This window comes from Betaproteobacteria bacterium (genome assembly GCA_016713305.1).
Taxonomy (GTDB): Bacteria; Pseudomonadota; Gammaproteobacteria; order Burkholderiales.
Map to the genome: position 1 here is coordinate 549,564 of JADJPK010000004.1, position 19,946 is coordinate 569,509.

The window sequence follows — 19,946 nt, forward strand, 5'->3', positions numbered from 1 at the left end:
ACGCGGTCGAACGCGTAGTGGCAATGGAATCATCTGAGTCACTGCAAAGCCTGGCCGATGCCGTCATCGACCAGGGTGGTTTCTGGACAACACTTGGATGGGGAGCGACGATCTCGATGAAGAAGTACGCACGGACACCATTCGATCGATACATGAACTCCATTGGAAGTCGGGTCAACCGCGATGCCGACTTCGTTGCACGAGTTTCCGTCGATTTCAGTGCAGTCCATAAGGCAAGAGCGGAACTGAATCCGCCAGATGCAGATGTCTCCTTGGCGGCCATCCTGATCAAGGCGGCAAGCATTTCTCTTTCCGCATACCCGCTGATGCGGCAAGTACCGGGAAACAGGAGCTATTGGATTCCAGAAATCGTCCGGATCGCAGTCCCCGTCGATTCTGCCCTGAGCGACGCATACGCAGTTCCCGTAGTGTTCGAGAATGCCCACGAAAAGAGCCTGACAGAACTGACGACCGACTTGCGGCTTCGCGGCGACGCAATCAGGAACGGGGAAATCGGTCCCTTCGCTTTTCTTAAGAGGATCCCGTCCTGGGTACCTGTGGAACTGCTCGGTTTGGCAGTGGCGGTGGCCGCAAGACTGTCCCCCACGACAAACGCGATGACATTCTGCATACCGGTTCTTACGATCGTACCCGCTCTGGATGAGTTCCATCTCGCACGAATCTCTGGTGGGCCAGTAATCTCCATCGGAGATGTCCATCGCGGCGCAAACAGCAGATCATCCTCGTATGGGGACACGATCAAGAGCTTGGGCACGGTAACGTGTTCCGTAGACCACCGTGTTTGCAACGGCCGGTATGCCGGACAGTTTCTGAACAGATTCCGCGAAGCCCTCGAGCGGGAGTTGGTCGATGAACTTGTGACTCTATCGTTTCCTACCATGGGCAAGAGGACCACGCTACCCCACTGCCAGACTTCTACCGTTGACCCGGGGAGTGCTTGCTAACTTTCCGATCATGCCTTTCGTACAGGGAAGCCACCAGAATCACATGATGACGCGGAGACGCCATGGCCCGGAATAAGAGAGTCCTTGTCCTTGCAGAAGGTGGAACACTCGCCCACCCAACCAGATGCGCGAAATTGGCTGAGTTGGTAGCACGTTCGGGCGCCGAAGTCGTCTACGGGACTAGCGCGGAGTATCTGCCGTACATCGGAGACTTGCCGGGCGTCGAGAAGATCACGATCTCGTCTCCTCCGACGGCCGAAGTACTCAGGCGTTTGGATACCGGCAAGTTCTTCACAACGACTGCGGAACTGGAGTCACAGTTCCACGAGAATATTCAGCTACTGGACCGATTTGCGCCCACAGCAGCCATTGGCGATGTTCGAATGACTCTGCCGATGGCCTGCAGGAGTCGGGGCGTTCCTTGTCTGACGCTGGTCAATCAGCACTGGAGCACATACGTCCGCTCCAGGTATCCCGTACCGGATTCCGCGCCCACCCGACTGTTCGGGGTTCGAATGGCCAGCATGTTCTCGCGCTGGCTCACACCTCTTCTTCTGAAGAAAGCGATCGACCCTCTCAATCAAGTTCGAGCACGGCACGACTTTCCAAGATACCGATCGATGCGCGAGGCCTATTGTGATGGCGACTTTGTGCTCTATGTCGGGCTTCCACAACAAGCGCTCTCGTCTTTTCCCGCCAATCATCTGATGGTCGGCCCGCTCGTGTGGGAGGGCACAATGGCGAACAGCGAAGCAGACCAGGAACTGGAGGAAATCGAAGGCCCGGCGGTTTTCGTATCGCTAGGCAGTTCCGGCGATCAGACGCTTGTACCCAGAATCGCAAAGGCATTCTCCGACTGGCCGGGAACACTGATCGTCACGCATGCCTCACCGGACACGATCCTGAAGATACGCCCACGAAGAACGATTGTGAGAAAGTTCGTTCCGGTGGGATCTGCGCTTCGCGTGACCGATCTTATGATCGGAAACGGGGGCACCGCAACGATCTTGGCTGCGCTGACAACCGGCAAACCATATCTGGCTCTCTACACGAACCTCGATCAGGCGCTCTCGGTAGAGGACTACGCACGAACCGGCGCTGTCTTCGGTGACCTTTCTTTGACGATGAATGAAGAACGGATCAGGTCAATGGCGCAGTCGATGCTCGGCAATTGTCCGGCACGAAGTGCAGCAGAGAACTGCCGCAGTCAATTCGAGATGGCGGGTGGTGATCAATGGACGGTCAATCGAATCCGCGAAGTGCTCGACCACTTGACGTCTGGAAGAGCGTGACCGGACATCATTGAAGTTTACGAAGGTATTCTTTCGTGAACAGTTTGTCCGGAAGATCTACGTTCTTCATCGCGTCGTAGTCCAGAACGGACTTGGTATCTGCTTTGATCGCGTCCGTCATCACCAGGCGAGCAGGCCTGGTCCTTCCACCCAACGGCTTGTAGCCTTCATAGCTACAAGCTTTGAGAAGCTTGTCCGACAATGAGTAGAACTCTGCCTTTATTGGCGCATAACCGTTCTCTCGAACCCAGTACTTCACCCGGTGATAGGTGACTGTCCGATCCACTGCCGTGAGTTCCAGAACGAACGCCTTGTCGTCACCGATCTTCTCGGTGCCAACCAGTCGGGGGCTGTAGTCCCCGGAGAAATTGGCCCGGGCGATGTCACCATTCGACACTTGACCCGTCAGTCGTTGGGCCAGCGAGAGCCGGACTGGTTGCGATACCGACGGCAGGAAAAGCCACAGATCCCTGCCTTTCATGAGAAGAATCTGCCCTCTTTCCGCCGCCGGCGGCGTGGTCACAACGATTGTATTGTCATTGCCCTTTGACAGGATGCGGTACTCCCGCACTTCCGGCTCGCCTCCCCCATCCACGGATCGGATCTTCACGTTGACCTCAAATCCCTGCGCAGGGAAACGAATCTCGTCGGCCTTCTGAAGAATTGTCTTTGCAAAGTCGTCCGAGACCTTTCCGTCTTGTTCGGGCGGCGGCGTCTGGGCCTGGGCAAGGAGACAGGCGGCCGCGACAAGACATCCGGACGCAGAACGGAACATCATCCCCAACCCCCACTTTAATGTCCTCATGCAAGCCCTCGTATTCCCACGGAATTCACCTTATCATTGTCCGGCAAGTCGCTCTCAAGATCACGTGAATCTGGGCGAAAAACCATTGCCGGCGTCGGAACGCCATCACCCATTTCGTGCTCCAGATCCGAAAACGGTAAGCCCAGCCACCTTGCACACGCCACCTTGGATCAGTCTTCAATGTCCATCGTCACCGTAGAGCACGTTACAAAAGAATATCGACTCGGGGATCATATGGTAAAGGCCCTCGACGACGTCTCCATATCGATCGAGAAAGGCGTTTTCCTCGCAATTGCCGGGCCTTCTGGCAGCGGCAAGTCGACCCTCTTGAACATTATCGGCTGCATCGACTCTCCTACGAGCGGCAAGGTCCAAGTGGCAGGTCATGACGTCAGCGGCAGAACCCCAGACCAGTTGGCCGATCTGCGTGCTCGCACGATCGGGTTCATATTCCAGACGTTCAACCTCCTGCCAGTTCTGTCCGCGGAGGAGAATGTGGAGTACCCCTTGCTGCAGATGCCCGAGCTCGATCGTCAGGACCGCGCGGAACGCGTTCAGGCGATGCTCGAACTGGTTCAGTTGCAGAAATTTGGAAAGCATCGACCCAATCAACTGAGCGGCGGACAGCGTCAACGCGTTGCCATCGCGCGAGCGCTTGTCACTCAGCCGGACATCGTGCTGGCAGACGAGCCCACTGCGAATCTGGATCACAAGACCGGGGAAGGCATCCTGGCGCTTATGCGGGAAATCAACCGCAAGCTGAAAACCACCTTCATCTTCTCCACCCATGACAAGAAGGTCATTGATGCAGCGGATCGGCTGATCGGCATCGAAGATGGCACGATTCGATTGCTGGGAGCGCGTCAGGACGGTCAATGGAAGATCACCAATCTGGCACGCACGACCGCTGGGCCACGGCCCCAGGGACCCTCGGGAGAGCCTCAACAATGAACGCGCGGATGGTTAGTTTCTCAGTCGCCATTTCAGTGGGCCTGTCGCAGTTCCTCCTGGTGATTCCCGACGGTATCGCTGCCGGAAGGCCAGTCAGGTCCATTGCATCCACAAAGCCGCCTGAGCACGGGGCGAGCCGGCAGGAAGTTGGGGGGACACCATCGAAACACGTCTTGAAGGTCGCGCAGGCAACGCCCGACAAGACCGATGACAGCGATCCGGTTCCGGACACTGCTGTCGATGAAAAGGAAGCATCCCCAGGTTCTGCGGACGAAGACGTCAGTCTCGACCTGGGGAAGGACCTACTCGGACTGAAGAAGCCTGACAAGCAGGAATCCCGATTTCACGGCTTCTTGATGCAAGAGTCAGCCTACACCTACGCCGATGTCGCGCACTGGTCACGAGCTGCGTTCCGGGCGCAAGTGAGCACGAATGGTCAGTGGTCTGATCAGATAAGATGGAAGGCGACGATTCGAGGCGAGGTTGACCCGGTCTATGCATGGACTGACTTCTATCCTGACCCCGTGCGACACGATCAACGTGCAGATGCGCTGATTGGTGAGACGTACATTGACACTGCGGTCAAGGGTCTTGATCTCCGAATCGGACGCCAGAACATCGTCTGGGGCGAGATGGTGGGACTCTTTTTCGCCGATGTCGTGACGGCAAAGGATTTGCGGTCATTCGTCTTGCCCGCCTTCGAGCTTATTCGCATCCCGCAATGGGCCGTTCGTGGTGAGTCATTCATCGGCGATTCTCACCTGGAGATGGTGTGGGTTCCGTACACCAGTTTCGACAACATCGGAAAGCCTGAAGCCGAGTTCTTTCCGCTGCGAATCGTCCCCACGCCGGGCGTGGTCCAACAGGTCCGTGGTGAGGAAATTCCGTCGCGCAGTCTTTCCCATTCAAACTTCGGATTTCGCGGTTCTACCCTCAACGGGGGGTGGGACCTCTCGGCCTTCTTCTATTCAAGCATGGACACTGGCGCGACGTTCTATCGAGACGTGGTGCCCGGACCCACTACCACGATCACATACACCCCGCGCCACGACAGGATCAATCAGTTTGGTGGAACGCTGGGCAAGGACCTCGGAAGCAGTGTCCTCAAAGCGGAGGCTGTAGTGACCACCGGACGGAGTTTCTCGGTCACGCGATTGAGCGCTCCCAACGGCCTTGTGAGATCGAAGACGCTGGATTTCGCCGTGGGCCTGGATTTTCCTTTCGAGGACGAGAGTCGCCTTAACTTGCAGTTCTTCCAGCGTGCATTCTTTTCGCATGATCAAGACATGCTTCAGGATCGCTTCGAGTCTGGTGGCACCCTGCTCTACAACCGGAAGATCAACGCCAAGATCGAAGCGGAGTTTCTCATGATTCAGAGCCTGAATCGCTGGGAGAACTTGCTGCGTCCCAAGGTCGTCTGGAAGGTTCAGTCGAATCTGCGATTGACGGCAGGCATCGACGTATTCAACGGCCCTTCCACGGGAGCAATCGGCCGATTCAGGGATCGGGATCGCATCTACGTGGAGACTCGCTATGACTTCTGATCCACTTCTTGGAGCAGGTCAGCGCATGCACGAGGGCATCTCGGCTTGCATTCACGGCGACGCCTGACGAGCACCCTGGTTCGATTGAACGAATGAGCCTTCTCGATCGATTCCTGACCGACGAACGGCGCGAGCAACTGCGCGCGGCATGGGCCACCGCTCGCCTTGACTACACCATGGCGAGCAGGAACATCCTGCGCCAGTTCAGGCGCAGTGCCTTCGGTCTGGTCGCCGTTGCCACGGGAGTCATTGCTCTCGTGCTGGCGTCGGGATTCTTCGAGTGGAATTTTGTCGGGATGCGTGAGGGCATCATACGTGCCCAGATCGGTCATGTGGTTGTGGCAAAGAAGGGGTTCCTGAAAGACGGCACGGCAGATCCCTTCGCCTACCTCATACCCGACACTTCCGAAGACCGGTCTCTCCTCGAGGCGGCGCCGAACGTAGTTACGGTTGCACCACGGCTTTCCATGACCGGACTCATCAGCGCTGGTGATTCGACTGTCGCCTTCATAGGAGATGGAATCGATCCGGCGCGTGAAAAGGAATTGAGCGGCGGCCTGACGATCGTAAAGGGCGTAGGACTCTCCAATGCGGATGGAAACGAGGTGATCGTAGGACAAGGTCTTGCGGAAAACCTCGGAGTGGACGTGGGGCAAACAGTGGTTCTCCTCTGCTCCACTGGGAAGAGCGGGATCAACGCCGTGGAAGTCAAGATCGCCGGCCTGTTCCGTTCCGTTAGCAAGGCATACGATGACTTCGCACTTCGCCTTCCGGTGAAGACGGCCCAGCGACTTCTGAAGGTGAATGGCGTTCACAGTTGGCTCGTACTGCTCGACGATACGGACAGAACGGATCGCTTCACCTCCAAGCTGGCGCCAAAGATGAAATCCACGGATCTCGAGCTTGTGCCCTGGCATGAGACACCAGCCGCGGATTTCTATAGCAAGACGGTCACCTTGTTCACGCGACAAGTAAATGTGCTGACATTCATGATCGCCATCATCATCGTGCTCAGCATCTCCAACACCCTGATGAACAACGTCCGAGAGCGCATCGGGGAGATTGGAACCTGCATGGCACTCGGCGACAGTCGGCGAACCGTATTGAGAAGATTCCTTGCGGAAGGAACGTTGATCGGGGTATTCGGTGCCGTCGCTGGAGTCGTTCTGGCCATTGTGCTCGCCCAGATCATCAGCAAGATCGGCATACCCCTCCCTCCACCGCCAGGAATGACCACTGGAATACGCGCCGCCATCTTCGTCACTGCCTGGATCGTCGTGAAGGCCGTGCTTCTTGCTACTCTGACCGCATTCTTCGCCGGACTGTATCCCGCATGGCGGGCGTCGAGGATGCCGATCGTCGATGCCCTCCGTCACGCCCGCTAAGCGCACCAAGCGCACAATATTGCCCTTTCTGGCCTTGTTGCGGCTGGCAGGGCGAAACGTGCTGAGGCAAAAAGGCCGAACGGCGACGACGCTTGCCGCGATCGCATTTGGCGTCGCGTCGATTGTGCTTGCCAAGGGTTTCGTCGAGGACACTTTCGTTCAATTGGGCGAAGCGATCGTGCATTCGCAATCCGGGCACATCCAGTTGGCTCGCGAAGGATTCTTCGAGCATGGTGCGCATCAGCCGGAACGCTATCTAGTCGAGGATCCTGAAGGGGACAAGAAGCGCATCATGAAGATCCCGGAAGTGTCCGATGCCATGGCGCGCCTGTCATTCTCTGGACTTCTGAACAATGGTCGCGCCGACCTCTCCGTGATCGGTGAAGGGATCGAACCCGAGAAGGAAGCGAGACTGGGGACGTTTCTGCGAATCGTGACCGGTAGACGTCTCGCGGACAGCGATCAGTTTGGTGCTCTGGTGGGCGCGGGCGTGGCGAAATCCCTCCGGCTTTCGCCGGGCGACTCAGTCGTACTCGTCATGAGTACTTCCGACGGCGCAATGAACAGTCTTGATCTCAACGTTGTCGGGGTGTTCCAGAGCTTCTCCAAGGAGTACGACAATCGCGCGATCAAGATTCCCTTGAGCGCCGCGCAGCAGCTCCTCAATACCAAGGGTGCCAATACCTTGGTCGTGACCCTTCATGAGACGAAGAAGACTGCCGACGTAGCCCGGTTGCTCAGGGAACGCACGGTTTGGCGCGATCAGACCGTCAAGACCTGGCAAGACCTCAATGACTTCTATCCGAAAACTGTGGACATGTATCGCATCCAGTTCGGAGGTCTCCAGGCAATCATTCTCTTGATGGTGTTGTTGGGCGTGGTGAACTCCGTAAACACGACCGTGTTCGAGCGGACCTCCGAGTTCGGCACCATGCGAGCATTGGGAAACCGGGGGAAGACCGTTTTCGGAATCATCGTGTTGGAAAGCGTGATTCTTGGAGTTGCTGGTTCAACTGTCGGTATCCTGTTCGCACTTGGAGTTTCCTATCTGGTATCCATTGTGGGAATCCCGATGCCCCCGCCCCCCAATTCCGATCTCTCGTACGTCGCATTCGTGCGGCTCTCTTGGCCCCCTGTGCTCCTCGCGTTCGCTCTAGGTGTCGCGACGACCACGATAGCGTCGCTGGTGCCAGGTATCCGTTTGGCGAGAATCGATATTTCTCGCGCACTCCGAAGTGGAGTCTGAGGCCTAGATCTCGAAGTGAAGAAGATTCTCTTCTTCGGCGAACCAGCGACCCTTGCCCATGTTGCACGGCCGGCAGTTCTCGCATCGGGGCTAGACAAGAGTCGGTTCGAGGTCGAGTTCGCGACGGGCCCGGATTTCGAGAACGTGGCACGGGATCTGGGGCTTTGCGTCCGGCGCCTTGATGCCATCGGGACCAGAAGGTATCTCGCCGCCGTTGCCGGTGGTCGAGTGGTCTTTCCGTATGAGGTCCTCGAAGGGTACGTTCGAGAGGACCTTCAACATATTGAAGCATTCAAGCCCGATGTCATCGTCGGAGATTTTCGTTTGTCGTTAGCGGTGAGTGCGAGACTCGCCCGAGTACCTTACGTTCTGATTTCAAACGCATATTGGAGTCCTTTTTCCAGTACAAGAATAGAGATTCCGGCACACCCCGCGACCCGGGTTTTGGGAGCTCGCCTTGCGAACGCCCTGTTTCGGCCCATCAGTGGGTTGATCCTGGGACACCATGCAGCCCCGATGAATCGATTGCTTCGAGCCCACGGAATGTCACCTCTTGGACCCGACCTTAGGAAAGTATTCACCGAGGCTGACGTCACCCTGTTCGCAGATGTCCCGGAGTTGGCTCCCACACAGCCTAGTGCGCCGCAGGATAGATACCGATATGTGGGGCCCGTCGTTTGGTCACCTAAAGTTCCGCTGCCTTCCCATCTTTCGACGCGAAGGCTCGATGGCCTGCCACTCGTTTACGTGTCCCTTGGCAGTTCGGGCGACCGAAGCGTCGTGTCTACAGTAGTAAAGGCATTGACCGCCCATGCGGACGCTGAAGTTGTTGTAGCGGGCCAGCCCGTTGAGGGATTGGACTCCTCGGATCGGATTCACTTCGTTTCTCTGGCGCCGGGTGACGTGCTTGCCCGGCTGTCACGCGTGGTCGTGTGCAACGGAGGGAGCCCTGGATGCCATCAGGCGCTGCTCGAGGGAACGCCCGTACTCGGGATCCCCACCAACTTGGATCAGTTACTCAACATGCAGGGGATCGTGTCGACGGGAGTCGGCCTTTCCGCTCGATCCGACTCCATTACGTCCGCTCGCATTTCGAAGTGCATCGATGCCTTGCTTCAGGACAGCTCTTACGCGAATGCAGCTCGACGCATGCAGAGCATTTTCGCTGCAAGGAAACCGGTTGAGGTGCTGGAATCGGTACTGCTGGAATGCGACGGATCACGCTTTACATCTTAGTTCCCCAGATGCTTTCAAGGTGCCGAATATGCGCGTCAAGTTTCTTCTATTCACTTTCGTGACGGCTTCGAAATGACTCATGACCGCGAGAGCGAACCCTCAAGAGCGACTGCGACATACCGATGGCTTCCCGCGGGGAGGGCTGAGAAAACTGCGTGGAGCCTGAATGGGATTCTTGTCCCGGCGAACATGGTCACCATGTTCGGGGAAATCGATGCGTCAGGCATCGAGGAGGTCCGAGATGGCTTTCGTCGCGAAGGAAAGCGACCACCATCGTACACCGCCTTTGTGATCAAGGCTGCTGGCCAGACGATGAAGCGTCATCCAGAGGCAAACAGGGCGATCTTGGGCCCTCCGTTCTGGCGCAGACTGGTCCAGTTCGAGGCGGCAGACATCGCCGTGGCCATAGAGAAGCACTTGCCTTACTTGCCCGGGAACGCCTTCATCGCACCTTTGCGATCAGCGGATTCACGAAGTCTTGACGACCTTTCAGAGGCGCTGCGGGCACTCCCCGACGTGAATGAGGAGAACTCCGAAGAGTACCGAGCGTATATGCGCGTCCTGCGCTATGTGCCTCGCCCCATCAGCACTTGGCTCGTACACGCACCGCATTGGTTTCCGTCTCTCTGGGTTCGCTATAGAGGCTGCGCATGCTGGGTCAATGCGCCATCAAAAGCCGGCGTTGATGCGGTTACGACAACGTGGCCATGGCCGATCACCTTTACCTTTGGGGTCGTGAAGGACAGACCACTAGTTGTCGACAGCGCGGTGACAGCGCGCCGCACGATGCCAGTAGGAATGGTCTTTGATCGGAGGATTATGGGAGGGGGGCCGGCGAGTCGTCTCTTTGTCGATTTTACGGAGAATTTGAGTCGCGGAACTAAGTTATAGTAAACCGAGTTCCCAAGTCAAAGATCGACACCGCAATTCTATTTGGTCACTCGTTGGATGTTGTATCTGCGATTCGATGCTACTGCGTCCATCCAAAGAACGCAGCCGGTGACAGTGTCACCGGCTGCGTTTTCTGGAGTTACTACACGATCAGGAACTTAGACTGCCTTGCGAGCGGCGTCCAGCGGACGATGCCAGCCACCGCCAGACCAAGAAGTGCGAGGCTTGAGGGTTCCGGCACGGCGAAAGATTGGTTGCCGTCGGCTTGGAAATTGAGCCTACAGATGTTGTCACCACTTCCATTGACCGCGCAACCGTCCGCCGGCAGGAAGCCGAAACGCTGCCAGCTGGTGGTGGCGGGCCCGATCTTGATCTCCGTACCGGCCGTGGTAGCGACCAAAGCAGGGGTAATGTAAGCGGGGTTGGTGTACGTCACTTGTCCGAAGAACGACTGAGCGCCGTTGTTCGAGAACGAAAGCGAAGAAACCTCCTGCCGGCCCCCGGATTGATGGTACCGGAGAACAGTACGTTCCCGTTCGTATAGTCTGACAAATTCGCCTCGGCTGCGCCCTCTTGAGCATCCGGGGTCTCGTCAATGTAGACCGTGAATGAACCAGAAGTCACGGTGAATCCGCAGAATGCTCCACCACCCAAACACGTTGCAACTTCATTGAACGTGGCAAACACGGTCAACTCGAAGTCATTTCCTCCAGGGGGAGGAGTGCCTCCGATCAGATTGGGAATGTTCCAATCAACATTCGACGCGCCACCTGTTCCAATGCCGGTCGTCCCCTTCGCGAACGCCGCGTAGCTGGTCGTCATTGCAAACGGGGTCCCAGCGATTGCTTTCGTCTGGTTAAAGTCACTCGTCCACGCCGTTCCACCCGCCGACCAATCGATTCTACCGATCGGATCGTAAACGGCTCCGCCCGGAGCGGTGAACGTGGGAATGGCTTGGGCCGACGTGGCGGCTGCTGCCAGCATGGCACCCGCGATTGCGGTCTTGAACAGATTCATCATTTGCTCCTCAGGAGGATTTGATCGTTGCTAAAACGGCTTACACTTTCGTGCACACCCCTATCAAGCATCTTGGATGCCAGCACATTTTCTCTATAAAAACAGCTGATTGGCACTTCACGAGCCGAAGTCTTGTCGGACCTGTAAACCGAAGCGACACCGCAGACGATAGAATGCGCGCCGTCTGTTAGGTTCGCAGTTCTAGGCATAATGATTCGTCTCCCCACTTTGCCGACGTGGTCGCCAAGTGATGCGTCTGCTGACCTCAAAGGAACCTTTGGCCAACGTTTCCCCGATAGCCCTGCAAACTTGACTGCGCCTCGATGAATACGCTCCAAGAACTCCTCCATCAAAGAGTGACCGCCACTCCGGATGCCGTGGGTTTCTACTTCCAGACCTCACGATCTGGGGAACTGGTCAAGGATTACTTGGACGGAGTTCCAAAGGAACGTACTAGATTGCGCGACACGCCTGTCAAAGTACGGAGTTCGGAGAGGCACCCGCATCGGAATAGTCGCCCCGAACTGTCTCGGAGTGGGAGGTGGTGCAGCACGCCGCTTTGCATTGCGGGGCGTGCGTGGTGGGACTGGATCCTAACTACCCTGCTTCTGTTCTTGACCGGTTGATTGAGACATGCGGTCTGGCAGGGTTGTTCGTCTATGATAGAGAGCAAGCGAAACGTCTGGCGTCAGAGTTCCCTTCTAGTTTTGTGATCGGCCTTGACCAGTGCCTTGACGCGGGGAAGTCTCCGGTATCACGTGCAACCGGTGGCCCGGCAGACGAAGACTTGATGGGGCCGGACCCCGACGATCCGGCCATCATCGTATTTTCATCAGGGACGACAAACGACCCAAAACCCATTCAGTACTACATCGTCAAGTTCTGCTTGCCGTAGAGTGCATTCTGAATGCTTACGAAGACATTCCTCAGGATAGTCCCTTATTGTGTTGGCTGCCTCTCGCCAATCTGTTCCAGAGAATGATCAACTTCTGCGCAGTTCGTCGGGGCGCTGTTACATTTCTCCTGAACGATCCCGAGACGTAATCAGCGGCATCAAGAGGGCCGAACCGCTGCTGTTGGTGGGCGTGCCGCGATTTTATGAGCGCGTATACCGGCAAGTCCTCGACACTTTTGACAAAGCACCCTTGCCAATCCGGCTACTCGGACATTGGTCTCTTCGAGTGGCAAGCCAGTCACAACCACCTTGCTTCGCCGGATCCTCACGCTTTCCCAGACGAATAAAGCTCTTCTTCGCTGAGCTATTGGTCTTGCGAAGAGTAAGGCGCCTCTTTGGCCGGAGAATCCGCTACTTGATGAGCGGTTCAGCTCCGCTTTCGCAGGATGTGAGTCGCTTCTTTGAGTCAATCGGGTTGCCAATCTATGAGGCTTACGGGGTCAGCGAGTGCATTGTTCCGATCGCCATGAACGTTCCGTTCAAACGTCGGGCAGGTAGCGTCGGCATTCCCCTTCCAGAGAACCATCTAGTCATAAAAAATGATGGCGAGATTCATATTACCGGCGCCGGAGTTTTTGGCGGATATGTCAACGCCCCGCCCACTGCGTGCGAGACCCTTGGAGAGAACTCAAGAACTTGGGCAACCGGCGATCTTGGCTACATTCGCGATGGTTACTTGTTTCTCCAAGGTCGTAAGACAGAGAATTTCAAACTGTCCACGGGTCGCTGGGTATCGCCTCGAGAGACCGAAGAGCGACTGATGGGCGTGCAAGGGATCGACTTGCCAGTCGTCGTGGGGTCGGCCAAGAAGGCCGCCCTGGCGATCTTCTTTGCGTCGACCCTGCCTGCAGATTCTGCGGAACGCGAAGAGTACTCGCGTAGGCTCCGGGTTGAGGTCAACGAGCGGTTGTGCGACTTGCCCGAGTATCAACGGGTCGCCGGGATGATCCTGATAAACCGATCTCCTTCCGTTGCAGAAGGAGAAATCACTACCAACTTGAAGTTGCGACGGAAGGCAATTGAATCGAAGTATGCTCAAGCCATGGACGACATATACTCAATGCTGGACCGCATGGAGAATCGGACAGGGTCTCAAGGACCCGTGGTGATATTTCTGTGAGCTGCATCTTCCTGACAGGGTCGACTGGAGTGGTCGGCAGCGCAGTGTTGCGCGAGCTCGTGTCACAGGGAGTGGACGAGGTCGTTCTGCTGGTTCGCGCATCCGACGAGTCGGAGTTGCACTCGAGAGTTGATCGACTGTTCGAGTTCTGCGAGGTCGACCGTGAATCTATCGCGACGCGGGTGTCGGCACTGATCGGCGATACTTCCGTCACTCGCTTTGGTCTGAGCGATGACGCCTACGATAGGCTATGTTCCGCTTGCACGCATGTCATTCATTCGGCCGGTGCGGTAAGAATGAACTTGGAACTCGAAGACGCGAGAAAGTCTGCCGTAGGCTCCGCGAAGGCCCTCTTGAGATTCCTAACAGATTGCCGCCAGGCGTCGGGATCCCCTCCGAAGACGGAGTTCATCAGCACAGTGGGCGTGGGTGGCAGGATGGCCGGTGAAGTTCCCGAGCGCTGGATCGGTGAGCCGCGGGAATTTCACAACACCTATGAACAATCGAAAGCCGAAGCGGAAGCGCTCCTGGAGTCGGCCGGTTGCAAGGATTGGCGTATTACCGTGCATCGCCCGAGCATGGTCGTTGGTGACTCAAGAACTGGAAAGAGCGTCCACTTTCAAGTGTTCTATCATCTCGTAGAATTCGTGACGGGGCGGCGAACATTTGGATTCCACCCGCACTTCGGCAAAGCTCAGCTGGACATTGTGCCTTGTGACTTCGTCGCAAAAGCGATCGTCTGGTCATGCATGAACGATTCAACCGATGGGAAGATACTTCACCTATGCAGTGGGCAGAAGGGAGCGATCGGATTGGAACAGCTTCAGCGGATCGCGAGGGAGCGGTTCTTGTCCAAAGGGCAACGGATTCCTCACCTACTTCCCGTGCCCGTCCGCCTGCTGAGGATGGTTCTTCCAGTGTTGGGCTTTCTATTGGCGAAGAAGTCGCGCAAGGCTTTATCTACTCTCCCGGTTTTCCTGGATTATCTCGAGAGTGACCAACATTTCGCCAACACTGTCACTGTCCCGCTACTTGCAGAAGCGGGACTCGCTTCAATCCACTGACGAGTATCTCGGCCGGGTGCTCGATGCCTATCTGGTAGCAAAGTATCCTCAAAGCTGATCTGACCTAGCGTGTTTGGGCATCCAGTGTGTCCAGATATTGCTGCGAAGCTTTGCTCTTCACCAGAGGCCGGGCCAATTCAATCTGACGGTGAGCGTCTTCTTTTCGGTTGGTCGCGATGAGCGCGCGTGCATAGTTCAACTTCACCGACGCCATATTCGGTAAACCCTTTGCCGCTGCCTCCAATAGTCTCACTGCGTTTTGCGTATCACCCGCATCCAAGTAGATCGTTCCAACGGTGTCTTGGATCAGGTGATTGTCTGGCGCCTTCTGAATAAGTTGCTGCGCGAATCGGACTGCATCGGGTGAACCCTTTTCGACTGAGCACCCAGGCCAGATTGTTGGCGGTTCGCACGTTCTTAGAATCGACGTCGAGGCCTTGCGGTAGTAGGTTTCTGCCTGGTTCCAGTCGCTCCTTGGAAGCGGTCGCGTCCCCAGCAAAGCCAGCAAGCGATCATCTCTGGGATTTTTCGAGCTCCAGGTTCGAAGAAGGCCCTTCGACTCCCGCCTGATTTCCAGACTGGGAGGAGCAAGTCGAACAATGTCACGGCTATCTTTATGTTATTGGTCTTCGCTAGCCCGTTTCTGCAGAACCGCCACCGCTCCGACCAAGTCCTTATTCGCTGCCCCCAGCGCTCGGGCCTCGATTTCGTAGCCGAAAGGGAAGTGGGCCACTTTGCTTGGTACGCGCGGGCACGGTCAAGCGCTCGAGTCATGTCACCGCTTTGAAGCATGAGCTGAATCGCAGACTGTTCAATCCCCTCGTTTTCCGGTTCCAACTGCGCGCGCCTTTCCAGAGCAACAGCCGCGTCGGCCCATTTCTTCTCTGATGCATGTACCTCGGCCTGCCCCAAGCAGTGGTATCGGAGACTTGGGATGCTCTGTTGCAAGCCTGCATACGTCGCCAATGCCTGGCAGGTCTGACCGGCGGCATACTGAGCGCGGGCCAAGAGGAAAGCCTGATGTCCTTTTCTCGAGGCAGGAGAGCTTGGCTGCTCGCGCAGCGTCCAGGGCTCGTTTGAAATCACCCGAAGCGATAAGCGTACTGATAAACATCGACTGCAGCGTGGTAGAAGTTCCATTGGCCCTACCACAAGCTTTCAAGGGTTGATACGAGCGATTTCGGGTCCGGATCGATCTTCTTGGAAACGTCCAGCAAGAGGAGCCCAGCATCCTCGTCGCGGGGCTGCTGTTGAAGGTATGCAGCTAGTCTTGACCTGGCGCGTGCGAATTCCCCTCTACATCCAGCGAATTCAAACTCCTAATGGCAGGGAAGAACTCCGGGATCTTGTTCGACGGCCTTCTCGAAGGCCGCTCGAGCGCCATTCTGGTCCTTCCGACCGAGCAGAGCCGTTCCCACGATATAGTAGCCATTGGCGTTCGATGGAAATCTCTGAACGAGTTGATCACCAACAGCCTGAGCGCCTTTTTCGAACTGGCGAGTGAGAAGAAATAATTCTGCCAGTTTGAGGTCGAAAGACCATCGAATTCGATTTCGCGGCGAGAACTTGAGCATCGGCAGACTGCAGAATCCTGACGGCGTCTTCCAGGCTGCCCGACCTTCCTGACGAGTCGGCATACTTTAGGACGAGCTCCAAGTTAGGCGGTTTCGCTTCGACTGCGCGCTTGTAGTACGTCCGTGCCAAGGAGAAATTCTTCATTGCTCCGGCGACATCGCCTGCAACTTCGAGGGAAAGGGCATCTGAGCTATCGCCTCTCGTCAGTGGTTGCAGTAGATCGAGCGCTTGCTTGTACTGTCCGAGCCCTCGCAGTGCGGCGGCCAGAGCCTCCGACCTGTGCGTCATCGGGACTCGCGCTCACGACCTTCCTGAGCAGGCTCTCGGCTGACGCAAAGTTTCCTCGCTCTAGCTCAAGTATTCCAGCAAGCATCAAGACGCCTTGATCTTCAGGTGCCAACTTCAGCGCCTGGCGGATCGCATCCAACGCGTGCCCCTTGTTTCCCTTGCGGTATGCAACGAGTGCCTCCGCATATGAACTCATGGGGGCATTTGGATAGTGCTTCTTCAGTTGAGAAACTTCCTGAAATGCTCCGTCGAAGTCGGCCATAGATATACGGGCCTGAACAAGTGCGAAACGCGCCGCCAGATCCCCGGGGCGGACTTTCACCGCGCTCTCAAACGCAACGGCGGCCTTCTGCTGCGCCTTGCGAGGCCAAGAGCATTCCCTTGAGATACCAAGCCCCGTTAGTGCCCGGATTTTTCTGCAAGAGAAATCGATCCTTTCTGTGGCAGTTCTTGTATCTCCCGAAATCAAAGCCAGGCGAACCATACCCAAGGTCGCCAACCCGTTGTCCGGCGCCTGCTTCAAGGCTTCGTCATACGACAATCGAGCCTCTGCATCATTGGTCGTCGCAATTAGTGCTTCACCCTTTATTGCAGCCTGGCTAGCCCTTGCGTCCGGTGACGACAGCGCACGTGCGCTACCTTCATTAAGCACTTCGGCGAACTGACCTGCGTTCAAGTGCAGCATTAGCTGCTCGAGAATGACCGCATCACGGTCGTATCCCAATTCCTCTGCCTTCTTGAGTTCAATCCCGGCACCAGGATAGTCACCTAGCAACCGCATCGTAGAACCCAGTTTGAATCGCGCCTCCGCACTTTGTGGATCGCGTGCCACAGCATTGCGGAAATCGATTAGCGCAGCAATGTAGTCCCCATCGGCGGCCCGCTTGGACCCGGACGCGAGATAGTCGCCACCGTCCGATTTGCCGCAACCGGATAGCATTCCTAGGGCGAACGACAAGCACAGGATCCAGCTGAAGAGCTTCCGAATGTGCAAGGGCATAAGTGGGATCATCAGACGTTCTCTCTGTAGACTCGGGCCGCTATTAGGACGGCAGCGATTCATTGGCGACGTTCAAGAAACCTTTGTAGGTCCTCATGATCAGTTTCTAAGAATTCCTTGAAAGAGAAGCAATCGACGGAAGCTCATTTGCAGTGCCTGTCATCGTCGAACAAACAGGGAGACCCCAGAACACTGGTCCAGTGAGGAGATGCATCGGTAACCCGACTTCGTCTAGTCAGAAACGCGACATCGCATGACTGAAGGGATACGTCACCCTGTGGACGGGACGTTTCCAAACTGTCCCAGATACCAGGGAAGAGCGGCTTCCAGTCCACGGACAAGATCATATTCTGGCAAGTATCCCAGTTCGCTGCGGGCGCGGCTGATATCTGCTAGCGAATGCCGCACATCCCCTGACCTGAACTCACCATGGCGAACGCACGACTTGGCTGTAATGCCATCGCATTTGGAGAGTAGTGCCGTAATTCTCTTGATCAGGTCGTTCAAGGTGGTCTGTTGTCCGACGGCGATATTGAAGACTCTGGCGGCTCTGTCCGGAAATGGGCTGGTGGCACTCAGCACGTTCGCGAGCACGACATTCTTGACGAAACAAAAATCGCGGGATGTCTCGCCGTCACCGTTGACGGTAATCTCTTCATTCCTCAGGACCGCCTTCACCCAGCGCGGAATGACTGCAGCGTAAGGGCCGTCAGGATCTTGGCGGGGCCCGAAAACGTTGAAATAGCGCAACCCCACAACGGAAAGCCCGTATGTTCGCGCAAACACATCCGCATAGAGCTCATTCACCGCCTTCGTCACCGCATATGGTGACAACGGCCGACCCACACTGCTCTCGATCTTTGGTAGACCTGGATGATCCCCATACACCGAGCTCGAGGATGCGTACACGAATCGCTTGACGCCCTCGTTCTTGGAAGCTGTCAATACATTCAAGAATCCAGTCACATTGGAGGCATTTGATGCGACCGGATCTTTGATCGAACGAGGAACGGATCCAAGAGCGGCCTGATGAAGAACGTAGTCGACTCCCTTGACTGCAGCCTCGCACGTGGAAATGTCTCTGATATCACCTTCAATGAAATGATGCCTGCTCCAAGCCGCATCTCCGACCGACAGACGCACCTCCTCCAAATTGCGTCTGAACCCGGTTGAGAAGTTGTCCAGTGAAACGACCGTTTGTCCCGCGTGGAGCAATTCTTCAAGCAAATGAGACCCAATGAAACCCGCGCTCCCGGTAACCAGCCATTTCGCTCGGTCGGACAGGGCGGCACTGATCCGGGCCGCCGGCTCCGAATTGGTCGGCGTCACAGACGCCATACTTCCACACCCTTGGCCTTAAGAGCATCTGCATTGGTCTTGCTCTTGACATCAATGACCACGCCACCTTGACGGAGCATCGAAACCATTTCGTCAGCCGACTTGGTGAGGAAGTCATCATGAGCTACGGCAAAGACGACCGCCGCCGCCTTGGGCAGGTTTCCCCATTCGCTGAGTTCGACGCCATACTCGTGTCGCGCCTCATCCTTGTCAGCTACGGGATCGTAGATGTGCACTCTGCACCATACGACTGGAGTTCCTGAACCACGTCAATGACACGTGTGTTCCGAGTGTCGGGGCAGTTTTCCTTGAACGTGAATCCCATCACGATCACGTCATCTCCCCTCACGGGGAATCCGGCATGGATAAGTTTCTTGACAGTCTGTTCTGCCACGTACTTTCCCATGCCGTCGTTGATTCTGCGCCCGGCGAGGATCACTTGTGGGTGATATCCGACCTTTTCCGCCTTGTACGTCAGGTAATAGGGATCTACTCCAATGCAGTGCCCGCCGACGAGCCCCGGGCGAAATGGAAGGAAGTTCCACTTCGTGCCCGCCGCCTCGAGCACTTCGACTGTGTCGATGCCCAGTCTATGAAATATGAGCGCGAGTTCGTTCATCAGAGCAATGTTCAGGTCGCGCTGCGTATTCTCGATGACCTTGGCTGCTTCAGCCACTTTGACACTACTGGCGCGGTAGACCCCCGCAGTAATCACGGACTCGTAGAGTCTAGCGACTCGATCCAGGGTTTCGGGAGTGTCCCCGGACACGACCTTCCTTATTTTGGTGACCGTCCTTTCTTTGTCGCCTGGGTTGATACGTTCAGGAGAGTAGCCAACAAAAAAATCCCTTTTCCACTTAAGCCCAGAAACCTCTTCCATGATGGGCACACACACTTCTTCTGTGGCGCCTGGATATACGGTGGATTCAAAGACGACTATGGCACCCTTCTTCATGTACTTTCCTACCGACTTACTCGCGCCAACGAGCGGGCTGAAGTCGGGCTGGTGCGCGTCGTCGACCGGCGTGGGCACCGCGACAATGATGTAGTCGGCATTCGCGAGGGCGTTCGGATCTGTGGTCGGAGTGAAGTGAACCGCGGCGGCAAGATCCTCGCGACTCACCTCGCCAGTGGGATCTATGTGCTTCCGATACGACTCCACTTTTGACGCAGATAGATCAAACCCGATTGTGGGACCCTTCTTTCCAAACTCGACTGCCAGTGGCAACCCCACGTAACCCAAACCAACCACAGCAACGTTCTCGACCATTTTT

The 19,946-nt window shown here is 56.3% G+C and carries 17 protein-coding genes and 1 pseudogene; 11 read left to right on the top strand and 7 right to left on the bottom strand.

Annotation, left to right across the window (positions count from 1 at the left end):
- Positions 1–23 precede the first annotated feature (23 nt).
- On the top strand, positions 24–965 hold the full coding sequence (locus IPK20_03255) for a 2-oxo acid dehydrogenase subunit E2 (GenBank protein MBK8015822.1): 942 nt from the start codon (positions 24–26) through the stop codon (positions 963–965).
- A gap of 62 nt (positions 966–1,027) precedes the next feature.
- Positions 1,028–2,257, top strand: coding sequence for a hypothetical protein (locus IPK20_03260; protein ID MBK8015823.1), 1,230 nt, complete (start codon positions 1,028–1,030; stop codon positions 2,255–2,257).
- Positions 2,258–2,264: 7 nt separating this feature from the next.
- Here the strand turns inward: IPK20_03260 and IPK20_03265 are convergent, their stop codons facing one another.
- Complete coding sequence (locus tag IPK20_03265) at positions 2,265–3,062, bottom strand: outer membrane lipoprotein-sorting protein (GenBank protein ID MBK8015824.1); 798 nt, start codon at positions 3,060–3,062, stop codon at positions 2,265–2,267.
- Positions 3,063–3,242: 180 nt separating this feature from the next.
- Here IPK20_03265 and IPK20_03270 point away from each other — a divergent pair, with 180 nt between their 5' ends.
- The 6 genes from IPK20_03270 to IPK20_03295 all read left to right on the top strand — a co-directional run bounded on the left by IPK20_03270 (position 3,243) and on the right by IPK20_03295 (position 10,315).
- On the top strand, positions 3,243–4,013 hold the full coding sequence (locus IPK20_03270) for an ABC transporter ATP-binding protein (protein ID MBK8015825.1): 771 nt from the start codon (positions 3,243–3,245) through the stop codon (positions 4,011–4,013).
- A complete protein-coding gene (locus IPK20_03275; GenBank protein ID MBK8015826.1) occupies positions 4,010–5,557 on the top strand; it encodes a hypothetical protein in 1,548 nt (515 codons plus the stop codon). The genes IPK20_03270 and IPK20_03275 overlap by 4 nt, the downstream gene beginning before the upstream one ends.
- A 92-nt stretch (positions 5,558–5,649) precedes the next feature.
- Entirely contained in the window at positions 5,650–6,942 is a 1,293-nt protein-coding gene (locus tag IPK20_03280; protein ID MBK8015827.1) for an ABC transporter permease, read from the top strand.
- A 34-nt stretch (positions 6,943–6,976) separates the two neighbouring features.
- A complete protein-coding gene (locus IPK20_03285) occupies positions 6,977–8,188 on the top strand; it encodes an ABC transporter permease (GenBank protein ID MBK8015828.1) in 1,212 nt (403 codons plus the stop codon).
- Between the two features lie 15 nt (positions 8,189–8,203).
- Positions 8,204–9,424 carry a glycosyl transferase family 1 gene (locus tag IPK20_03290; protein ID MBK8015829.1) on the top strand — a complete coding sequence of 407 codons (1,221 nt, stop codon included), beginning with the start codon at positions 8,204–8,206 and terminating at the stop codon, positions 9,422–9,424.
- Positions 9,425–9,613: 189 nt separating this feature from the next.
- Complete coding sequence (locus IPK20_03295) at positions 9,614–10,315, top strand: 2-oxo acid dehydrogenase subunit E2 (GenBank protein ID MBK8015830.1); 702 nt, start codon at positions 9,614–9,616, stop codon at positions 10,313–10,315.
- Positions 10,316–10,457: 142 nt separating this feature from the next.
- On the opposite strand, the gene IPK20_03300 is transcribed toward IPK20_03295, so the two are convergent.
- Both IPK20_03300 and IPK20_03305 read right to left on the bottom strand, forming a co-directional pair.
- Positions 10,458–10,751 (bottom strand): PEP-CTERM sorting domain-containing protein, encoded by a 294-nt coding sequence (locus tag IPK20_03300; protein ID MBK8015831.1) that lies wholly within the window; start codon positions 10,749–10,751, stop codon positions 10,458–10,460.
- Positions 10,748–11,332, bottom strand: coding sequence for a hypothetical protein (locus tag IPK20_03305; protein MBK8015832.1), 585 nt, complete (start codon positions 11,330–11,332; stop codon positions 10,748–10,750). Before IPK20_03305 ends, IPK20_03300 begins: the two co-directional genes overlap by 4 nt.
- Positions 11,333–11,873: 541 nt before the next feature.
- On the opposite strand from IPK20_03305, the gene IPK20_03310 reads away from it, so the two are divergent.
- Genes IPK20_03310 through IPK20_03320 form a run of 3 tightly spaced genes read left to right on the top strand, consistent with a single transcriptional unit; the run spans position 11,874 to position 14,471 of the window.
- Positions 11,874–12,227 (top strand): AMP-binding protein, encoded by a 354-nt coding sequence (locus tag IPK20_03310; protein MBK8015833.1) that lies wholly within the window; start codon positions 11,874–11,876, stop codon positions 12,225–12,227.
- Positions 12,228–12,279: 52 nt separating this feature from the next.
- The gene (locus IPK20_03315; protein ID MBK8015834.1) at positions 12,280–13,407 is read left to right on the top strand and encodes an AMP-binding protein; all 1,128 of its coding nucleotides are present in this window, start codon (positions 12,280–12,282) and stop codon (positions 13,405–13,407) included.
- Positions 13,404–14,471: an SDR family oxidoreductase gene (locus tag IPK20_03320; GenBank protein ID MBK8015835.1), complete on the top strand. Its 1,068-nt coding sequence runs from the start codon at positions 13,404–13,406 to the stop codon at positions 14,469–14,471. Before IPK20_03315 ends, IPK20_03320 begins: the two co-directional genes overlap by 4 nt.
- A 64-nt stretch (positions 14,472–14,535) precedes the next feature.
- On the opposite strand, the gene IPK20_03325 is transcribed toward IPK20_03320, so the two are convergent.
- From IPK20_03325 to IPK20_03340, 4 genes and pseudogenes are all read right to left on the bottom strand, one after another.
- A complete protein-coding gene (locus IPK20_03325; GenBank protein MBK8015836.1) occupies positions 14,536–14,979 on the bottom strand; it encodes a tetratricopeptide repeat protein in 444 nt (147 codons plus the stop codon).
- Between the two features lie 1,257 nt (positions 14,980–16,236).
- A complete protein-coding gene (locus tag IPK20_03330) occupies positions 16,237–17,346 on the bottom strand; it encodes a tetratricopeptide repeat protein (GenBank protein ID MBK8015837.1) in 1,110 nt (369 codons plus the stop codon).
- 258 nt (positions 17,347–17,604) lie between these two features.
- A complete protein-coding gene (locus IPK20_03335; GenBank protein MBK8015838.1) occupies positions 17,605–18,672 on the bottom strand; it encodes an SDR family oxidoreductase in 1,068 nt (355 codons plus the stop codon).
- A pseudogene (locus IPK20_03340) lies at positions 18,660–19,942 on the bottom strand (nucleotide sugar dehydrogenase). The gene IPK20_03335 and the pseudogene IPK20_03340 overlap by 13 nt, the downstream one beginning before the upstream one ends.
- Between the last annotated feature and the right edge of the window lie 4 nt (positions 19,943–19,946).